Genomic DNA, 18,084 nt, shown 5'->3' on the forward strand with positions numbered 1-18,084 from the left:
TAACACCGATCAGTTAAGCAAATGATCAGTTGAACGATCCTGTGGTTGGTTGAAAATACCCTCAAGCATTTCATGTTTGAGGGTATTTTTTATGTTGGCTCACTGGCTTATTGATGTTGATGACTTCGCTTCTCCTGATTCACTTGCGCTTTTTCAAAAAGAGCTTCCATTGGAATGGATAAATCAAGCACTTGATGAAACGAATAAAGCCAGCATGAGAAGACGAAAGCTACCTGCTGAGTTGGTCGTGTGGCTGCTAGTGGGTATTGGCTTATATCGCGACAGACCGATTACTGACGTTTTGGACAAGTTAGACTTAAAACTGTCCAGCTCTTTAGGTGAATCCATTGCGCCAAGTGCCATTCCTCAAGCCAGAAAACGTCTCACGGCAGAGCCACTAAAAGCGCTATTTACTATGACTGCTCAGCACTGGACTCAGTCCGAAGATAGTGAGGATAAATGGTTTGGTTTAAGACTGTTTTCAGTTGATGGAACTCAATTTAGAACCCATGATACCGAGGCGCTTGCAGAGCATTATCAGTACGTAAAGCACAGTAAAAATCGTCACACCGAATACCCTATTGTTCGGCTATGCGCGCTTTGTTCTCTTCGCAGCCGCTTACTCCATGATGTCGCTTTTGGCCCTAGTTCAACCGGAGAAGTGAGCTACGCTAAACAGTTGATCTCATCAACAATGCCTAACTCCCTCACAATTTTTGACCGATGTTATTTAAGTGCCGAGCTAATGATTAACTGGCAGCGTCAACATGGCTCTAGTCACTGGATGACCCCAATAAAATCGAATACACAGTATGAGGTCATTAGGAAACTAGACAAGGAGGGACGAGATTTAATTGTCGAAATGGATGTTTCACAACATGCGCGCAAGCAAGACCCAACTCTCCCAGAGAAATGGCAAGCGAGATTGGCCTTATATCCTGAACCAGAGCAACCTACCCATATAAAAGGCGTACTCACCTCTTTAACAGATAGCCAATATGACCTTCAATCCCTGTTGGATGTCTACTTCGAACGTTGGGAGATTGAGAGCAGTTATGGAGAGATAAAGCACGACATGCTAGAGGATGAACGTCTTCTCCGAAGCCAGTCTGTAGAAGGGGTAGAACAAGAGGTATGGGGAATACTGATTGCTTACAATCTGGTTCGCTTAGAAATCAGCCGCATTGCGAAAGAAGCCAAGGTATCACCTCTTCGAATAAGCTTTATGATGGCACTTCGAGATATCCAAGATGAACTGATGTGGTGTGCGATAGCCTCACCCGGCTCAATCCCTAAAAAGTTGAGGGCAATGCGAGAGCGAGTAAAGCGTTACATTCTTCCAGAACGAAAAAAACGGCCCAAATCCAGGACCGTTCGTATGAGTAAAACTCGCTACCCAGTTCGTTCCAAACACGCTAAGTGATAGGAGTTAAGCACGAAGCTCGCTTTTTACTATCTTTTTTACTATTAATTACAGTAATTCAATCGACTGCTGAGCAATTACAAATTCTTCGTTGGTTGGATGCCTATTAATGTCAGGGTTTTGGACATAAATTCGTCAGCTAAACGCATTGGGATAATGGCGTGGCAACATTAAACGTTCGTTCTGTGCCTTTCACGCATAAAAAAGCACCGCTATTGCGATGCTTAATATTTGAATTCTTTTATGCTTTGGCTGGCCCAGCAAGGCGTCCATAAGCAGATTTAGGAGCCTTTACCTTTAAAGCTTTAGCAAATGATGACTTACTATTAGAAGCGTGAGCTTGCATACGCTTGATAGCTTTGTCTACGTTCACATCATTTGTTTTGTTTGTTACTACAGTCAACATGATAGCCCCCTTAGTTGGTATAACTATAACCGATTATAATCCAGTTGGAAAGCTGCTCAGTCTTCTTCTGTCACAACACGCTTGAACAATGCATTGTTCCTTGGATCAAATGGATCACGTTCGTCAAAGCCTAATTCACGATAGTAGTTTAGCAAATCTTCGTCATCTATTGGATCTTGAATCCCAATCCAATCAGCTTCAATAGCAACAGCAAACAACTCTGCACAATGTGAAGCAATGGGAACAATGAACCCTTTTAAGGGGTTCTCAGCTTGACCGCCTTGAATATAGTTGATTTTAACAACCAACTTCCCATCACTCGCTTTGCCTATCATAAGGCCACAAAGTTCTTCATCATGCCATACAGCAAGCTCTACTCTAGCCATATGGTCTCTGCGATATTGATCTCGTACTTGTCGCCAATTCCATCCTATTTGGCGATTTACTGGCATTTCCCACTCATCTTGAGATCGAAGAGCATCTTCATTGATTTCAGTTAAATCAATATGGCCAATAAAGTCCGGCTCGAATTGTTCAAAATCACTTTGAGTCTGTGCTAATACAGCAAGTCTAATCTGTTGATACTTATTAGAAATAGCTTGGCTATTCATTCTTATATGCCTGCTTGCCTTGAATGATGGAAGATGTTATCACGCTTTTGGTGCTCAGGCATATGACGATAGTTAGACGACCAATTACCTTTTAATGATCACGCAATACCGCCTTTCATTTATCACTTCAATTTGTAAACAGATTAGTGGAAATATTGAGGGGTTAGACTAGGCAGGGAAGTATAATGTCTCAAACAGCCGCATTCAGATAACTTTTTGTAGGGAAAATGTACATTAACAGAATGTGTATGAGCTTTTGCTTTAGATGATTTCGGGGCATAAATAAGCTAACGCTAACCTCGCTAACTTGGGGCAACAAAAATAAAGTGCGGAAGTCATGTAGTGAGCAATAGATGTGTCACCATTCGCGTGCTTAGCGATGGTCTATCCAACAGCAGAATCAAAAAAAGCGAGCACGAAGCTCGCTTTTTACTATCTTTTTTACTATTAATTACAGTAATTCAATCGACTGCTGAGCAATTACAAATTCTTCATTAGTAGGCACAACAAGGGCTACTGCTCCTAATGGTTCTGATCTTGCAATAATCCCTGCATTACCAAAACGAGCCTGCTCATTACCTTGCTCATCTTCCACAAAACCAAGAATTTTTAAATTGCGTAAGATTTCACGGCGGATAGGCAGGGCATTTTCACCAATACCACCGGTAAAAATAATTCCATCTAAAGAATCTAGGGCAGCAAGATAAGAAGCGATGTATTTAGCCACGCGGTAAGTAAACACTTGGAAGGCTAACGTCGCGCCTTCGTGGCCTTGATCCATCGCTTCGAGAATACCACGCGCATCACTGGTTAAACCGGACACACCAAGGAAACCAGACGCTTTATTTAATGAGTTAAATACCTGCTCTTGCGTCCACCCTTTTTTCAACAAGAATTCGATGATCCCAGGGTCAAGATCACCGCATCGAGTGCCCATCATCAAACCAGATAAGGGGGTAAAGCCCATACTGGTATCGACACTTTGACCATCTTTAATCGCACAAACGGATGCACCATTACCTAAATGCACCGAGATAAAACTGCTTTGTTCAATGGACTTATTGAGCATTTTGGCCGCTTCACGGCTGACGAAGTAATGACTGGTACCATGAAAACCATATCGGCGAATACCAAATTCGGTATAAAGCGATTTAGCAATACCACCGGTGTAAGCCTTCGGTGGCATCGTTTGGTGGAAGGCGGTATCAAAAACCGCAAACTGTGGCAGCTCAGGAAAAGCATGCATCGCTGCCCGCATACCAATCGCATGAGCTTTGTTATGCAGCGGAGCTAAATCACTCAACGCTTCGACTTCTTGTACAATTTTCTCATCTAACTTAACGGTTTTTGTGAACTTTTCACCGCCATGAACGACGCGGTGTCCTATCGCCACCACCTCATCGATAAGACCGTAAGTTTTGACTAACTCAACCAGTTTTTCTACCGCTAACTGATGGTGGTTATTTTCACCTTGAATGGTGCAACTGGCTTTTTCTCCGTTACATTTCCAGCTCATTCGAGCATCATCCAGCCCAAAGCATTCACCGAGACCACTCAATACGGCATCACCCGTATTAGAATCAATAACCGCAAATTTCAGTGATGAGCTACCAGAGTTAATAACCAACACATACGAGTTCGACATGGGGAGTATCCTGTATTCGACTATGAGTTTGAAGCCTGCGCTTCTCTTTTTTCGTGCCACCCATTATTCAATAATTTTTGAATCTTTCAACTTTTGTTTTGTTGTTTTGCTCAGTTAAGCCGCTTCTTTTATTGATCTGTAACAAATAATCTATTCTTTTCTAGCGAGAAATATTTCTCCGCCCTTATTGGCCTTGATAAGGCCATCACCTTATGCAGTGTGATAAAGACACATTCGTTTCCCTTCCAGCTCTAAGACTCGAAAAGGCGTTTCGTAAATGTCTTCTAGTACCGAAGCTTGGATCACCTCTTCCACCGAACCACTGGCGACTACCATTCCCTTTTTTAGAGCAATAATCCGATCGGAATAACAGGAAGCAAAATTGATATCGTGAATGACCACCACGACCGCTTTGTTTAGATCATGCGCAAGACGGCGGATCGTTTCCATAATCTGCAGTGAGTGTTTGATATCCAAGTTATTCAGCGGTTCATCCAAGAAAACACAATCGGTATCTTGAGCCATGACCATCGCGATAAACGCCAGCTGGCGTTGACCACCGCTCAATTCATCAAGGTATTTATGCTCCATGCTTTTAATATCAAGATAGGCAATCGCTTGATCAATGATCGCGTTATCCTCTACCGTGAGCTTACCTTGAGAATGTGGAAAACGTCCAAAAGCAACCAACTCACGCACAGTAAAGCGCATGGTCAGGTTGTTGGCTTGACGTAAAACGGACAATTTTTTGGCGAGGCTTTTGGTATCCCAATCCACCAATTCACGGCTTTCAATCCAAACTTTACCTTCATCACGTGACATTAAGCGGCTTGCCATTGATAACAAAGTGCTCTTGCCTGCCCCATTCGGACCAATAATTGAGGTCACCTGGCCTTTCGAAAATTGCGCGCTCGCTTGATGAACCACAGCTTGAGAGCCGAAATACTTGGTCAGTTTGTCTAATTGAATCATAACGGGCTACACCACTTTATTACGCAAGAGAAGAGAGAGGAAATAAATCCCACCAATGAAGTTAATGATCACGCTCAAGGTAGTCCCGAATGAGAATACGTTTTCTACTATCCATTGACCGCCTAGAAGCGCGACGACCGACATAGCAGAGCAGGCGATCAGCAGCACACGATGCTGATAAGAGCGTAACCATTCACGAGTTAAATTGGTCACCAGCAAACCGAAAAACATTACCGGCCCCACTAAAGCCGTCGAAATAGAAACCAACACGGCACTCAGCAACATCACATCACGCGTGGTGCGCTTGACATCAACGCCGAGGCTGATCGCATTATCATTATCGAGCCAAAAAACATCGAGCGTACGATGCATACGGAACAGTAAATAACTCACCACAAGTAATAGCGGTGATACGGCATAAACCAATTTCACGTTAACATTATTGAAACTGGCAAACATTTTGGCTTGTATCGCCGCAAAGTCATTTGGATCCATCAACATAATGAAAAATGAGGAAAAGTTCGAAAATAGCTGACCTAAAATAACCCCCAACAACAAAAGAACAATAATGTTATTGCGCTGACGGCGAAAATAGAAAGTGAAAAGCAAGCTCGAAAAAACCAGCATAGCAGCAACCGATAACGCAAAATTTAAATAGCTATTGAGCATAATCACGCTGAAGCTGCCAAATAAAACCACTACTAACACTTGCACCAAAAGGTACAAGGCGTCAAACCCCATGATACTCGGCGTCAAAATTCTATTGTGAGTAATGGTTTGAAAAGCTAAAGAGGATTGAGCAATAGCAATAGCAGCTACCACAATCGCTAACACTTTAGGGATCCGACGAGACAAAAAATACTGATAGTTATCGGCGTTAAGGCCAACGCTAATAAACAGAACGGCAAATAATAACGCCAGTACCATCATCAATATCGTTTTATGTTTATCTTGCATGCTGAGGACCTCTCAAAATCAGCACGATAAACGCAATGCCGCCAATAATACTGATGATCATCGAAATCGGTATTTCATAAGGAAAAATCAGCACACGACTGATAATGTCGCAGAGTAGAACGAGGGAAGCGCCAAACAGCGCAGTGCGTGGAATATTTTTACGCAGGTTATCGCCATAAAAATAACTGACTAGATTAGGGACGATCAGTCCTAAAAAGGGCAATTGTCCAACGATCATCACTACCGATGCCGCCATAATGGAAACCAAACACACACCGAGAGTGAGCACTTGTTGATAATTAAGACCGAGATTAATCGCAAAATCTTTACCCATCCCAACAGCGGATATTCTTGCGGCATATAAATAGCTCAACATAGCGACCGGAATCGCAATATACAGCAGCTCGAAGTCACCACTCAGTAAATTAGCAAAATTAGCCACCGCCCAACCCGATAAGTTTTGTAATGCGTCGTAACGATAAGCGATAAAAGTCGCGGCAGATTGAACAACACTGCCAAAAATAATCCCAATCAGCGGAACAAACACCACATTCTTAAATTGAATACGTTGGATCAGTTGCACAAACATCAAGGTACCGATCATCGCCGTCGAGAAAATCAGTAATAAGCTCTCGCCATGACCAAAAATCACTAAGCTCAGCACGTAGCCAAGCATCGCACATTCGATCGTGCCGGACGTTGAAGGCGCAGCAAAACGGTTTTGACTAATTTGCTGCATGATAAGACCAGCAATGCTCAATCCACCACCGGCTAAAAGTACGGCCAATAAACGCGGTATACGGCTCGTCAACAACAATTGCCAAGCCACTTCATCCCCTTGCATCAACGCAGAAAAAGACAGTTGTCCCACACCAACGAACAAGGAAACTAAACTCAGTAATAGGAGCACGAGTAATAACTTTTTCAAAGTTAACCTCAAATAACGACAAAAATGAAATCAAATCTAGCAAGAAGGTAAGCAAAGCCTAGAGCATCAATCTTATGATGATTAGAGAAAACCAGTTTCGTTAATCCACAAGCTTCAATAACGATTGGTTGATGATAGTTATCTAAGAGCGCTAACAGACTCAGAGCATCAACCAAGTCTGCTAGTGAACTAATGTAAACCATGTGAAACCGCTGGCTAATGACGATTATTAAACATTAACAAGACAGCAGTCTCACACAGAAAACCGATAGAATTAATGAAGGCTAACTTGCATATCACTTAGCATCTGCTCGGTCGCGGTCACACCAGCAATCGATAAGTACCAAGCATTCAAATCTAAAAATACCATCCGATCTTGCTTATAGGCATCGGTCGCTTTAATCAACGGATTTTCAAATTCATCACGGGTATGGCTTTGTCCTTTATTGACCAACTTATCGCGGTCGATAATAAACAGCGTTTGAGGGTTGTTTTGACGAATGTATTCGTAAGAAACTAAATTACCATGGTTAGCCGTTTGCTTGACCTGTGCGGCTTCACTGAATCCAAAATCTTTATAAATCGCAGCAAAGCGGGAATTAGCGCCAAAGGTGGTAATATTGCCACCAGAACTCATTACCGTCATCGCTTGTGCGTGATGCTGTTGATTGTAAGCGTTAACTTCAGCGAACTTTTTATCTAACTGGGCAATTTTTTCTTCAACTTTATCTTCAATAGCAAAAATTTTACCTAAATTGCGCCACTGAGCTTGAGTGCTCTGCCAATACGGTTGGTTATCATCCACCGCAAATACTACGGTTGGCGCAATTTTATTCAATTCATCATAAGCCGTTCGTGCAGCGCGCGGACCAGTAATGATCACATCCGGTTTTTGCATAAAAATACGCTCAAAATCAGGCTCAAATAACGAACCTGCAGGAGCGTAATCGTCTCCTCGGTATTTGGCTAAATAATCCGGCAATTCGGCGACTTTTGAGACGGCGACAGGATTAATTCCAAAATAATCAACAGCGTCTAATGGGCCAACACCAATGACCACCACACGTTGAGGATTTTGCGGTAAGGTGGTTTTACCCATTTGATGCTCAATGGTCACATTGGCGGCGTGGACTGACATTGAAGTGAGCAAGCCCAACGCTGCCCAACTGATTATTGATTTCATACGATTCCTTACTGGCGAAAATGACTGCGATATATTTTGATAAGCATTCGCATTAGTGTCGAGAACTATAACCAGTTCTGTTTTCCCTCGCAATAGCCATCGTCCGATTTGGTTAAGATTGAACGCTAAAATCCTTTAAGCACAATATTGACCATCGTCTGTCATTCATATTATTGATGATAAAAGACAATTAAAATGCTCTATCAATCGATTGAGAAAATCAACCGCAGTTATACTGGACGAAGAGTCAATAAGGTGATCAGTAGGCTAGCAAGCGTCGATCCCAATACACACAGTAAAAAACATAACTTCGCCGTATGCTGACGGGTGAAACGAACAATAAAAGGGGCTGAAATAAATATCCCGAGACAAACCAAACGTATATCGAACCATGCAAACCACGATAATAAGGTGACCACGCCAATCACACTAATGAGCCAACGTGACGAAACCGCCACTTTCATCCCCATCCCAACTAAAAAAACCACCGTTGCTAACCACGCTAACATAAACACCACATATGATATTGATTCTCATTTAAATAATGTAGAGATTCCAAAGACCGAAAGCAATAGCCAGCCTAAAAAAACCTTATCATTAACGTGGCATTAATTCATATCATCCAATAATAGGTTAAGTTAGCACCATCAATTCGGATTAGTTTATCTAATCATAAGTATAGAATTATATCGTGCTAGCTTCATCACTTTTTGATTGATTAACCGTATACTGATGACTAATATCACGCGCCGTAAACACTGGTTTGCTGGTTGTTTTTATTCATCCTTGATATCAATCCTCACGCTTTAATGTTGTTAGGTGGAGAACGTAATGTCGGCAACATTTCCATTAGTCAAATTGACTTTCTTGATCGCAATTTTAGCGGCAGTAGGTCAAATGACACAAACCATGTATGTCCCATCTATTGGTCATATGGCTGGAGAGTTTTTAGTTTCTCCATCAGCGCTACAAGCCGTGATGGCGTGTTATTTGATTCCCTATGGTCTATCACAGTTTGCTTATGGGCCACTGTCTGACCGCTTAGGCCGAAAACCGATCATCATTGTCGGATTGATTATTTATATTTTCGGGACTTTGATGGCATTATTCGCTCATCAGTACCACTGGTTTTTAGCTGGTAGCTTTATTCAAGGTCTTGGTATTGGCTGTGGTGGCGCGATGTGCCGTACACTCACCCGTGACTGTTTTACCGGCAGTAAACTTCATCAAGCCAACAGCTTGATCAGTATGTGTTTGATTTTCTCACCACTGATTGCGCCAGTATTGGGTGGCTACTTAACCGAAGCGTTTGGCTGGCGATCTAGCTATCTGTTTTTATCGCTATTTGCAATTGCAGTGCTGATTACAATGCTGACTAGCCTAGTAGAGACCTTACCGAAAGCGAACCGCAGAAAAGAACCTGTGATGCGCAGTTATCAGTTTGTGATGTCGGATCACCGCTTTCAAGGTTACTTAATCTGCTTAGTCGCGACCTTCGCTGGTTTAGCGGTCTTTGAAGCGGCTGCAGGCGTATTATTGGGTGGCGTCTTAGCTCTGCCAGCGACGACCGTTAGCTTATTGTTTGTCACGCCCATTCCGGGTTACTTAGCTGGTGCTTGGTTATCTAGCGTCGTCGCGCAAAAATACAGTGAAAAACAAGCGTTGCGTGTCGGTCTAATGGCGATTTTTTGTGGCTCAATGATTGTCCTTATCCCTGGTCTATTTGACCAAACGACCGCATTAACACTCATTGGTGGCGCAACGGTGTATTTTCTCGGTGCGGGCATTTTGTTCCCAGCGGCGACAACCGGAGCGCTCAATCCGCTGCCTTACCATGCTGGTACTGGTGGTGCGATATTAGGCGGAATGCAAAACTTAGGCGCGGGCTTAGCCACGCTAACCGCCTCTTTGTTTCCTACGACTAACCAGCTTCCTCTGGGGATTATTATGTTATTGATGTCCATGCTGGCGATACTGGGTTTAAAGCGAGTCTACAAGCCGCAAGATCCGTCACAGTCAATGCCACTACCAATTTGATAGACCATGTTCTTTCGATTTGAGGTTGTTTGAATACAACCTCAAACAAACCAGGGGCGTAATCAATACGCCCCTGCTGCTTTGTGATTAATTTTTCAGGATTAAAAAGGGATTTCAAGCTGTAAAAACCAATCGGTTTGCGACATTTCATGCCAACGATAGTCGAGACGTAAACGAGGTAAGCCGTTTCTCTTATCGCCATAAGCCAAACTGAACGCCACACCGTGATTTTTTAGCCACTCCTCTAAAGTCATTTCCGCTTCTTGCTCAGCAAGCTCGTCAGGCATCCAGACACTAACGCCAAAATAACCTTGCAGATAATTAGAACTGACCATCGGATCGGCCTTGATCACACTACTTGCAAGCCATCCCGTCCAGTAGTCATCCGGGTTCTCTAATCGATTCACCGACAAAGTCAGCCCAGTATAATTAGCTTCTCGCCACTCATCACACACCGTTTGATGGCTAAAAATAACCGAACGGATTGATAAAGATTGCTCAACGCCATCGTAAGGCGAACAGTCCATTACCGAGCTGGATAACATCAACCATCCCCACACTACTGGCTGCATCATTTGGCGATGACTCTTTGTGCATTTTGCATACGATTAGCGATAAACCTGAAGTTGTTCAAGGAGCGCGGCAACACTCGGAGTGGTTAGGTCTTGGATATCTTCCCTCGCGGCGATAGCCTGACGAATATGGGTACTACGAATGTTCACTTTTTCTGGGCAGACCATCACCGACCAATGCTGCACAATTTCTTCTGCTCGATAAAACTCGTGGAAACGAAAGAAGTTATCTGGACCAATCACAAATGTCAGTTCAGCATCAGGCCATTGGCTCTGTAAATGCGTCAACAGAGCATAGGTTGTCACGCTCTGATCCGGTTGCCATAACGCTTGCTCTATCGCCAACAACTCGATATGGCTGGTAGCCAAGTCTTTAATAAAAGCGTCGACTAAACGACAGCGTAATGTGTAATCCAGCATGGTTTTACCCCAAGCATGGCTAATGCTGGGGATTAATAATACGCGATCAAAATGGCTCAGCGACTCAAGGACATGTTTATGCCCTAGTGACGGTGGATTAAACGCACTACCAAAGACGGCCACTTTTTGCATCGTTTCCTCAATTCAAGACTCAGCCCGTATTCACGGTTTTCTAATTTCATGTTTGCGGTATGATATACCTAAGTCACCTCATTATGCGAGCCTTAGCCACCTCGGTTTAGCAAGCCAGAAAGGAAATCTTATGGAACACATCATTCGACAAGAAATGCGCGTACAACCTAGCATTGATCCTCACTTTGAAATTGAACGACGCGTCACATTTATTAAACGCAAACTTTTAACGTCTGGCTGTCAATCGTTAGTCCTTGGGATCAGTGGCGGTGTCGATTCAACCACGTGTGGCCGCCTTGCACAGCTCGCCGTTGATCAACTCAATCAAGAACAACAAACGCAAGCTTACCAATTTATTGCCGTTCGCCTACCTTATGGTGAACAAAAAGATGAGCAAGAAGCTCAGTTAGCTTTATCGTTTATTCAACCCACTCATGCGGTTTCGGTCAACATTAAAGCGGGCGTCGATGGTTTACATGCAGCTTCGCATCAAGCACTCGCCAACACTGGCTTATTGCCTAATGATCAAGCCAAAGTCGATTTTGTCAAAGGCAATGTCAAAGCGCGGGCACGTATGATTGCTCAATATGAAATCGCTGGCTATGTTGGTGGCTTGGTACTGGGTACCGACCATTCTGCGGAAAATATTACTGGCTTTTACACCAAGTATGGTGATGGTGCCTGTGATTTAGCGCCGCTATTTGGCCTCAATAAGCGCCAAGTGCGCTTACTGGCCGCCACACTGGGTGCACCTGAAGTATTAGTTAATAAAGTCCCTACGGCTGATTTAGAAGAGCTAGCTCCACAAAAAGCCGATGAAGACGCGCTTAATCTCACTTATCAACAAATTGATGATTTTTTAGAAGGTAAACCCGTCCCTCGTTATGTGGCTGAACGTTTGATTCATATCTATCAAGTCACTCAACATAAACGACAGCCGATCCCAACCATTTATGACGAATCATTGTAACCAGCGTGGTGCATGATTCGGATTCACCTTCCGTTGCCTAAAAACAGCCGAGCCTCCGCTCGGCTTTTTCTTGCTTTCAGCGTTAAAAACTACACTTTGGCTACATTAACACCTTAAAAAGATTAACTTTTTCGGATTTTAATGGGACAAAGATCACAATAAGTCACTTCCATTTTTAAAATGTAAATATGTGTGAACTTCACTTCATACTTTTTGTGGATGAAATCAGAAAATACGCTGGTTAATCCGTTAATTACGCCAAGATATTCAACTTATTGAGCAATAAATCGTCTCAGTCACAGAATATTCACCCGGCTCACTTGAACAGCAAGATAGAGATGAAATACCGAGCATTTCTAGACACGCTATCCGAGTGAATTGGGATACCCAATTTTAATGATAAGGTCAGGTTAGTATGTTGTATTTGGAATTCTTATTCCTATTAATAGTGTTATACATTGGTTCCCGTTATGGTGGGATAGGCCTTGGTGTTGTCTCAGGCATTGGCTTGGTGGTGGAAGTCTTTATTTTTAAAATGCCGCCGACCTCCCCTCCGGTAACGGTCATGCTGATCATTTTAGCCGTGGTCACTTGTGCGTCGATCCTAGAAGCGGCGGGTGGCTTAAAATACATGCTGCAAGTTGCCGAGAAGTTGTTACGCCGTAACCCAAAGCAAGTCACCATGATTGCTCCTTTAGTCACCTACACCATGACTTTTCTGCTTGGAACGGGTCATGCGGTTTACTCGATTATGCCGATCATTGGCGATGTCGCATTAAAAAATGGTATTCGTCCCGAACGTCCGATGGCCGCCGCTTCCGTTGCTTCACAAATCGCCATTACGGCTTCGCCCATTTCTGCCGCTGTTGTTTACTATCTTGCAGAGCTATCGACAATTAATCACAACATCACGCTGTTATCTATTTTGATGGTATCGGTACCTGCGACGTTATTTGGAACCGTGTTGATGTCGCTCTACAGCATGCGTAGAGGTAAAGAGCTCGAGCAAGATCAGGACTATCAAGAACGCCTAAAAGATCCTATCTTCAAAGAGAAAATTCTTAGCACAACCGCCACATCATTAGATGAAGTCCTCCCAGCCGCGGCAAAGAATTCTGTCATGCTCTTTATTCTCTCGATTGTGATCATTGTTTTGATCGCCATGTTCCCTGAAGTCAGAATGATTTCGGGTAATAAGGCGATTGATATGGCGACCGTGATTCAAATGATGATGCTTTGTTTTGGCGGTATTATTTTATTAGTCGCTAAAGTTAATCCGAAAACCGTACCAGAAGGCGTCGTCTTCAAATCGGGGATGGTGGCTGCGATTGCCATTTTTGGTATTGCTTGGATGTCGGACACCTATTTTCAATATGCGATGCCACAATTTCGCTCAGGAATCATTGATATGGTGAACGCCTATCCTTGGACCTTCGCACTGGCATTATTTATTGTGTCGGTTGTGGTGAACTCACAAGCGGTCGTTGCGAAGATGATGCTACCGGTCGGTGTAGCACTGGGACTCGAACCTGCGTTATTGATCGGGTTAATGCCTGCGCTGTACGGTTACTTCTTTATTCCGAACTACCCTTCTGATATCGCTACCGTCAACTTTGATATGACGGGGACCACCAAGATCGGCAAATGGTATTTTAACCACTCATTCATGGCTCCCGGTTTAGTGGGCGTGATCAGTGCGTGTTGTGTGGGCTATGTGCTCGGACAAATTGTGATTGGTTAATCACTAATCCACTCAGCTGATAATAACCAGCCGCATCGTTTACGCTCGATGCGGCTGGTCTTTTGGTCATTACACAAGGTTAATCAATTAAGATCACGGAACGTTATGACCTTTGGATGCCACCCAAACTCGGTACCATTGTTCGCGGGTTAACGTTAGTGATAATGCCTCAACCGCAGCTTGTGTACGCTGGATATTGCCGGAACCGAGGATCACCACTGGGTTAGAGGGTAAACAACGCACCCAAGCATACACCACTTGATCGATACTCTGTGCGCCAATCTCGTCGCGTATTTCTTCAAGTACCTGACGTACTCGGGCAATTTGCTCACTCTGTCCGTTAAACAATTGACCACCGGCTAAACATGACCACGCCATCGGTCTGGTCCGTAAACGTTGCAATTGATCCAAAGTACCATCATGCGCAACTTGAATATTCAGCGGATTAATCTCAACTTGGTTGGTAATCAAAGGCTTAGATAAGCGTGATTGTAATAAGTCAAATTGAGCTGGAGAAAAGTTCGATACGCCAAAATGTTTGACCTTGCCAACTTTATGTAAATCAGAGAACACTTCGGCTACTTCATCGGCATTCATCAATGCATCTGGTCGGTGAAGCAATAACACATCAATTTCATTAACACCGAGACGTTGTAATGAATGATTGACCGACTGATAAAGGTGCGCTGAACTGGTGTCATAATGATTTATTTTTTGCGAAGGATAACTGTCGCCGCACAATTTAATGTCGCACTTAGTAATGATTTGCAGTTGGTCACGTAAAGCTGGTTCAAGAGCCAAAGCCTCACCAAATAAACGTTCACATTGATAATTACCATAGATATCAGCATGATCAACGGTACTAATACCTAATTCAAGATGCTGCTTAATGAATGTTAAACGAGCTTGCGGCGTCATGTTCCATTCCCCAAGACGCCAGTACCCTTGCACTAGCTCAGAAAATTCTGGGCCTTGGGAAGCCATCGTGACTTTCTCAATCATTGTTTTTACTCCTTTATCTTGCTCTCTATTTAATTTTATAGACGAAACTTGCTACGCCACTTCCGATAAGCAAGCGGTTAAAATTAATCATTATCGATCACGGTTAACCAACGCACTTCAATATCCTTACCATCGGTCAATAACTCAACGTGCCGTCCAGACATCGACCACTGCTGCCGCTTCGGAAAACGATGAGCATGATGGTTAAGAAATAAGATTAACTGGCGATCAACGTCAGAGCTGGTTTTATCGTTCCGTTGATCATCAACGGAAAAAATAGCCTCAGCGATCTGGACGCGATCAACTTGAAAGCCATCTCGGCGCAGCGCTAATTGCAATTGACTCCAGTCATGAGCCGAATAGGTCAGATGTAAGACTAACATGACTGGCTGTTCGTTCATAAAACGGATGCTTGCCCAAACTAATGTTGAGTAATAATAAAATTCATCACTGCACCATCGCAGCTGATCACTCTCCTCAGCGCACTCTAACCACTGGTGACTTTCTTGCCATTCAGACAAGGTCGGTAGAGCGTGATTGGGGTTGAGAAACGGTAACAAAAAATCTTCATGTACGGCTTGAGCAGGTAGGCTAAATAAACCAAACCATAATAGCCATTTACCCATCGTATGTTTCCTCGGCCAGCTCTAGTACAAAAGTACAAACGAAAGAGAGCATACCTCTCTTTTCACAACCACATCATGCCGATTCTTAATCTCAGCAACAAGCGCCTTAGACTCTACGCCCCCAAAGGCCAAGCAGTGAACTGCATCAAACTTTTAGGGCGTAGTCAGCAAGAATGATGTCAAGCGATACCCGACCACTTATGGTTAAGGATGAAATTCGGTTTACTCTCTTCCTCGCCTTTCTACCTCTGGCTACGACAGCGGTGAATTGCCATTGGCAGGGGATATCATCATTCAAGGAATAAAAAGAATGAAACTGCACACGCTAACCTACGCAATGATGCTAGCCGCACCAGCGGTACTGGCCTCACCCAATATCACCATTTCGACTACCACCAATAGTCGAGATTTCCCACTCAGCGCGACAACGCCGTTAGTCATACCATTAGCCAAGGATAACTACACGCTAAAAATCAGTGGTATTGAGGGCGACTGTCACGCTGACAGTGAACAAGCCGTTCGTTTTAATACTCCCATCAAGCTTAACTGTGGTGCCGTGACAGAATTACCACTGAATATCCGCTTTACTGGTGATTATGCGTTCAGTTTTGATGACCAACATAAAACCCTTGCCTTTGTTCGTCAGCCAACCACAGCGAAACAAACCGAATTTCAACGCCCGCTACCTTCGGTCGTTTGTGAGCAATATCAAGGTGGAGAGGTTACCTTGACCTTAGCCGATAGTTTTGCTGAAGGCACCGAATTAAAAGACGCGATGAGCGGTCAAATCGTTACGGTCAACAACGGGCAGGTCTCTTTAACACCCTCCCCAACCAGTGGAGGACTTATTCTGCTTGCTCCGCTAAAGAGTGAGCCACAGCCTTTCACTTACCGTAATGCCAATATCTATTTTGTTATGGTTGACCGTTTTTATAACGGTGATCCGAGTAACGATCACAGTTATGGCCGTAAAAAAGATGGCCAACAAGAAATTGGTACCTTTCATGGCGGCGATCTCAAAGGGGTAATTAAAAAGCTCGATCATATTAAAAGCCTTGGAACGGATGCGATTTGGCTATCTCCGATCGTAGAGCAAGTACATGGCTTTATTGGTGGAGGAGACAGTGGCTCCTTTCCTTTTTATGCCTATCACGGTTATTGGACGCGAGATTTCACTAAAATCGACGAAAACTTCGGCACCGATGAAGATCTCGCCACCTTAGTGGCAGAAGCCCATAAGCGAGGCATAAGAGTCCTACTCGATGCGGTACTCAACCATACTGGCTACGCGACTTTAGCGGATTTGCAGTTCGATAGCATTGACGTTGTCAAATCTAGCACTCTGCCTGAAAAATGGAGCGATTGGACGCCAAAAACTGGCGAAACGTGGCACAGTTTTCATCAATATATTGATTATCAAAACTCAAATTGGCAGCAATGGTGGGGTAAAGATTGGGTACGTGCCGGGCTGCCGGGTTATCCAGCGCCGGGATCAAGCGATCTTACCTTAACGTTAGCGGGATTGCCTGATTTTCTCACTGAAGCTGACGTGCCTGTCACGCCGCCTCAATGGCTAATCAATAATCCGGGGACGCGAGTCCAAGCACGCGACAATTATACCGTCACTGATTATCTGATTGAGTGGCAAACCGATTGGGTAAAACGTTTTGGTATTGATGGCTATCGCATTGATACCGTTAAACATGTCGAAGGGGAAGTATGGCAACGCCTGAAATCAACCGCTAGCCAACGCCTTGATGAATGGCGCGCCAAACAGGGTAAACAAGGTGAACCGTTCTGGATGATGGGCGAAGTTTGGGCGCATAGCGCTTATCGTAGCCCGTATTTTGATGATGGTTTCGATGCGCTGATCAACTTCGATTTACAAAAAAGAATGGACCGCGGCGCCGCTTGTTTAAGCACCATGGAGGATGTGTACCAAGCCTATTCGCAAACCCTCGCCAAACATGCTGATTTTAATCCGGTCAGTTATATGTCATCTCATGACACGGAACTATTTTTTGGGCGCTTTAAATCACTTGAGATGCAGCGTAATGCCGCGAATGTTCTACTGCTCACTCCAGGAGCAATCCAAGTTTACTATGGTGATGAAGTCGCTCGCGAAGTCGGTCCTTATGCGGATGATTTTCATCAAGGGACTCGCTCTTCAATGAACTGGCAGTGGGATAACGATCGCGCAGCCTTACTGCAACACTGGCAAACCTTAGGCCAATTTCGCCAAAATAACCCTGCAATTGGTGCAGGAGTTCATCAACCAATCCCACAAGACAATGCTTACGTCTTTTCACGTACGTTAGACAATAATCGCGTCGTCGTCGCCTTTGTCGGCCAATAACTCTGTTTTTAAAACCCACCAAGCTGCTGTTTAGTCTCTAATAAACAGCAGCTTAAACTGCTTTTTTCTGGTCATTTCAAACAAAATCTTAGCCTAACGCTCA

General features: G+C 43.9%; 17 protein-coding genes. 5 read left to right on the forward strand and 12 right to left on the reverse strand.

Annotated features, from left to right (window positions below; genetic code table 11):
* The first annotated feature begins 91 nt into the window (after positions 1-91).
* Positions 92-1,423 (forward strand): IS4 family transposase, encoded by a 1,332-nt coding sequence (locus CAG58_RS06265; protein ID WP_161425024.1) that lies wholly within the window; start codon positions 92-94, stop codon positions 1,421-1,423.
* 241 nt (positions 1,424-1,664) lie between these two features.
* Here the strand turns inward: CAG58_RS06265 and CAG58_RS06270 are convergent, their stop codons facing one another.
* The 8 genes from CAG58_RS06270 to CAG58_RS06305 all read right to left on the reverse strand — a co-directional run bounded on the left by CAG58_RS06270 (position 1,665) and on the right by CAG58_RS06305 (position 8,634).
* Positions 1,665-1,829 (reverse strand): hypothetical protein, encoded by a 165-nt coding sequence (locus tag CAG58_RS06270; protein WP_161426637.1) that lies wholly within the window; start codon positions 1,827-1,829, stop codon positions 1,665-1,667.
* A 56-nt stretch (positions 1,830-1,885) separates the two neighbouring features.
* Positions 1,886-2,440, reverse strand: coding sequence for a hypothetical protein (locus tag CAG58_RS06275; RefSeq protein ID WP_161426638.1), 555 nt, complete (start codon positions 2,438-2,440; stop codon positions 1,886-1,888).
* A 451-nt stretch (positions 2,441-2,891) separates the two neighbouring features.
* A complete protein-coding gene (locus CAG58_RS06280) occupies positions 2,892-4,085 on the reverse strand; it encodes an acetate/propionate family kinase (protein ID WP_161426639.1) in 1,194 nt (397 codons plus the stop codon).
* A 210-nt stretch (positions 4,086-4,295) separates the two neighbouring features.
* A complete protein-coding gene (vctC, locus tag CAG58_RS06285; RefSeq protein ID WP_158145122.1) occupies positions 4,296-5,057 on the reverse strand; it encodes an iron chelate ABC transporter ATP-binding protein VctC in 762 nt (253 codons plus the stop codon).
* Between the two features lie 6 nt (positions 5,058-5,063).
* Complete coding sequence (gene vctG, locus CAG58_RS06290) at positions 5,064-6,014, reverse strand: iron chelate uptake ABC transporter permease subunit VctG (protein WP_161426640.1); 951 nt, start codon at positions 6,012-6,014, stop codon at positions 5,064-5,066.
* Positions 6,004-6,942: an iron chelate uptake ABC transporter permease subunit VctD gene (gene vctD / locus CAG58_RS06295; RefSeq protein WP_158137058.1), complete on the reverse strand. Its 939-nt coding sequence runs from the start codon at positions 6,940-6,942 to the stop codon at positions 6,004-6,006. Before vctD ends, vctG begins: the two co-directional genes overlap by 11 nt.
* Before the next feature lie 274 nt (positions 6,943-7,216).
* Positions 7,217-8,125 carry a siderophore ABC transporter substrate-binding protein gene (locus tag CAG58_RS06300; protein ID WP_161426641.1) on the reverse strand — a complete coding sequence of 303 codons (909 nt, stop codon included), beginning with the start codon at positions 8,123-8,125 and terminating at the stop codon, positions 7,217-7,219.
* Positions 8,126-8,355: 230 nt separating this feature from the next.
* Positions 8,356-8,634: a hypothetical protein gene (locus tag CAG58_RS06305; protein ID WP_161425164.1), complete on the reverse strand. Its 279-nt coding sequence runs from the start codon at positions 8,632-8,634 to the stop codon at positions 8,356-8,358.
* 322 nt (positions 8,635-8,956) lie between these two features.
* On the opposite strand from CAG58_RS06305, the gene emrD reads away from it, so the two are divergent.
* Positions 8,957-10,162 (forward strand): multidrug efflux MFS transporter EmrD, encoded by a 1,206-nt coding sequence (emrD, locus tag CAG58_RS06310; protein ID WP_161425163.1) that lies wholly within the window; start codon positions 8,957-8,959, stop codon positions 10,160-10,162.
* 101 nt (positions 10,163-10,263) lie between these two features.
* Here the strand turns inward: emrD and CAG58_RS06315 are convergent, their stop codons facing one another.
* Together CAG58_RS06315 and CAG58_RS06320 are read right to left on the reverse strand one after the other, a co-directional pair.
* Positions 10,264-10,737 carry a hypothetical protein gene (locus tag CAG58_RS06315; protein ID WP_161425162.1) on the reverse strand — a complete coding sequence of 158 codons (474 nt, stop codon included), beginning with the start codon at positions 10,735-10,737 and terminating at the stop codon, positions 10,264-10,266.
* A 33-nt stretch (positions 10,738-10,770) separates the two neighbouring features.
* Positions 10,771-11,286, reverse strand: a complete 516-nt coding sequence (locus tag CAG58_RS06320) for a nicotinate-nicotinamide nucleotide adenylyltransferase (protein ID WP_154170934.1) — start codon at positions 11,284-11,286, stop codon at positions 10,771-10,773.
* 130 nt (positions 11,287-11,416) lie between these two features.
* Here CAG58_RS06320 and nadE point away from each other — a divergent pair, with 130 nt between their 5' ends.
* Together nadE and CAG58_RS06330 are read left to right on the forward strand one after the other, a co-directional pair.
* Positions 11,417-12,256, forward strand: a complete 840-nt coding sequence (nadE, locus tag CAG58_RS06325; protein WP_154170933.1) for an ammonia-dependent NAD(+) synthetase — start codon at positions 11,417-11,419, stop codon at positions 12,254-12,256.
* A gap of 415 nt (positions 12,257-12,671) precedes the next feature.
* On the forward strand, positions 12,672-13,997 hold the full coding sequence (locus CAG58_RS06330; RefSeq protein WP_004397015.1) for an anaerobic C4-dicarboxylate transporter: 1,326 nt from the start codon (positions 12,672-12,674) through the stop codon (positions 13,995-13,997).
* A gap of 93 nt (positions 13,998-14,090) precedes the next feature.
* Here the strand turns inward: CAG58_RS06330 and CAG58_RS06335 are convergent, their stop codons facing one another.
* Both CAG58_RS06335 and CAG58_RS06340 read right to left on the reverse strand, forming a co-directional pair.
* Positions 14,091-14,999, reverse strand: coding sequence for an aldo/keto reductase (locus tag CAG58_RS06335; RefSeq protein WP_154170931.1), 909 nt, complete (start codon positions 14,997-14,999; stop codon positions 14,091-14,093).
* A gap of 83 nt (positions 15,000-15,082) precedes the next feature.
* A complete protein-coding gene (locus CAG58_RS06340; protein WP_158137063.1) occupies positions 15,083-15,625 on the reverse strand; it encodes a hypothetical protein in 543 nt (180 codons plus the stop codon).
* A 310-nt stretch (positions 15,626-15,935) separates the two neighbouring features.
* On the opposite strand from CAG58_RS06340, the gene CAG58_RS06345 reads away from it, so the two are divergent.
* Positions 15,936-17,981, forward strand: a complete 2,046-nt coding sequence (locus CAG58_RS06345) for an alpha-amylase (protein WP_161425624.1) — start codon at positions 15,936-15,938, stop codon at positions 17,979-17,981.
* The last annotated feature ends 103 nt before the right edge of the window (positions 17,982-18,084 follow it).

This window comes from Vibrio sp. V31_P5A7T61 (genome assembly GCF_009904895.1).
In the GTDB taxonomy this organism is placed as follows: Bacteria; Pseudomonadota; Gammaproteobacteria; order Enterobacterales; family Vibrionaceae; genus Vibrio; species Vibrio metschnikovii.

Coding starts and splice junctions, on each gene's coding strand:
- CAG58_RS06305 (WP_161425164.1), bottom strand. CDS start 8,634: ATGTTAGCGTGGTTAGCAACGGTGGTTTTTTTAGTTGGGATGGGGATG.
- vctG (WP_161426640.1), bottom strand. CDS start 6,014: ATGCAAGATAAACATAAAACGATATTGATGATGGTACTGGCGTTATTA.
- CAG58_RS06300 (WP_161426641.1), bottom strand. CDS start 8,125: ATGAAATCAATAATCAGTTGGGCAGCGTTGGGCTTGCTCACTTCAATG.
- CAG58_RS06270 (WP_161426637.1), bottom strand. CDS start 1,829: ATGTTGACTGTAGTAACAAACAAAACAAATGATGTGAACGTAGACAAA.
- CAG58_RS06340 (WP_158137063.1), bottom strand. CDS start 15,625: ATGGGTAAATGGCTATTATGGTTTGGTTTATTTAGCCTACCTGCTCAA.
- CAG58_RS06275 (WP_161426638.1), bottom strand. CDS start 2,440: ATGAATAGCCAAGCTATTTCTAATAAGTATCAACAGATTAGACTTGCT.
- CAG58_RS06265 (WP_161425024.1), top strand. CDS start 92: ATGTTGGCTCACTGGCTTATTGATGTTGATGACTTCGCTTCTCCTGAT.
- CAG58_RS06280 (WP_161426639.1), bottom strand. CDS start 4,085: ATGTCGAACTCGTATGTGTTGGTTATTAACTCTGGTAGCTCATCACTG.
- CAG58_RS06335 (WP_154170931.1), bottom strand. CDS start 14,999: ATGATTGAGAAAGTCACGATGGCTTCCCAAGGCCCAGAATTTTCTGAG.
- CAG58_RS06320 (WP_154170934.1), bottom strand. CDS start 11,286: ATGCAAAAAGTGGCCGTCTTTGGTAGTGCGTTTAATCCACCGTCACTA.
- emrD (WP_161425163.1), top strand. CDS start 8,957: ATGTCGGCAACATTTCCATTAGTCAAATTGACTTTCTTGATCGCAATT.
- vctC (WP_158145122.1), bottom strand. CDS start 5,057: ATGATTCAATTAGACAAACTGACCAAGTATTTCGGCTCTCAAGCTGTG.
- CAG58_RS06345 (WP_161425624.1), top strand. CDS start 15,936: ATGAAACTGCACACGCTAACCTACGCAATGATGCTAGCCGCACCAGCG.
- CAG58_RS06315 (WP_161425162.1), bottom strand. CDS start 10,737: ATGATGCAGCCAGTAGTGTGGGGATGGTTGATGTTATCCAGCTCGGTA.
- CAG58_RS06330 (WP_004397015.1), top strand. CDS start 12,672: ATGTTGTATTTGGAATTCTTATTCCTATTAATAGTGTTATACATTGGT.
- nadE (WP_154170933.1), top strand. CDS start 11,417: ATGGAACACATCATTCGACAAGAAATGCGCGTACAACCTAGCATTGAT.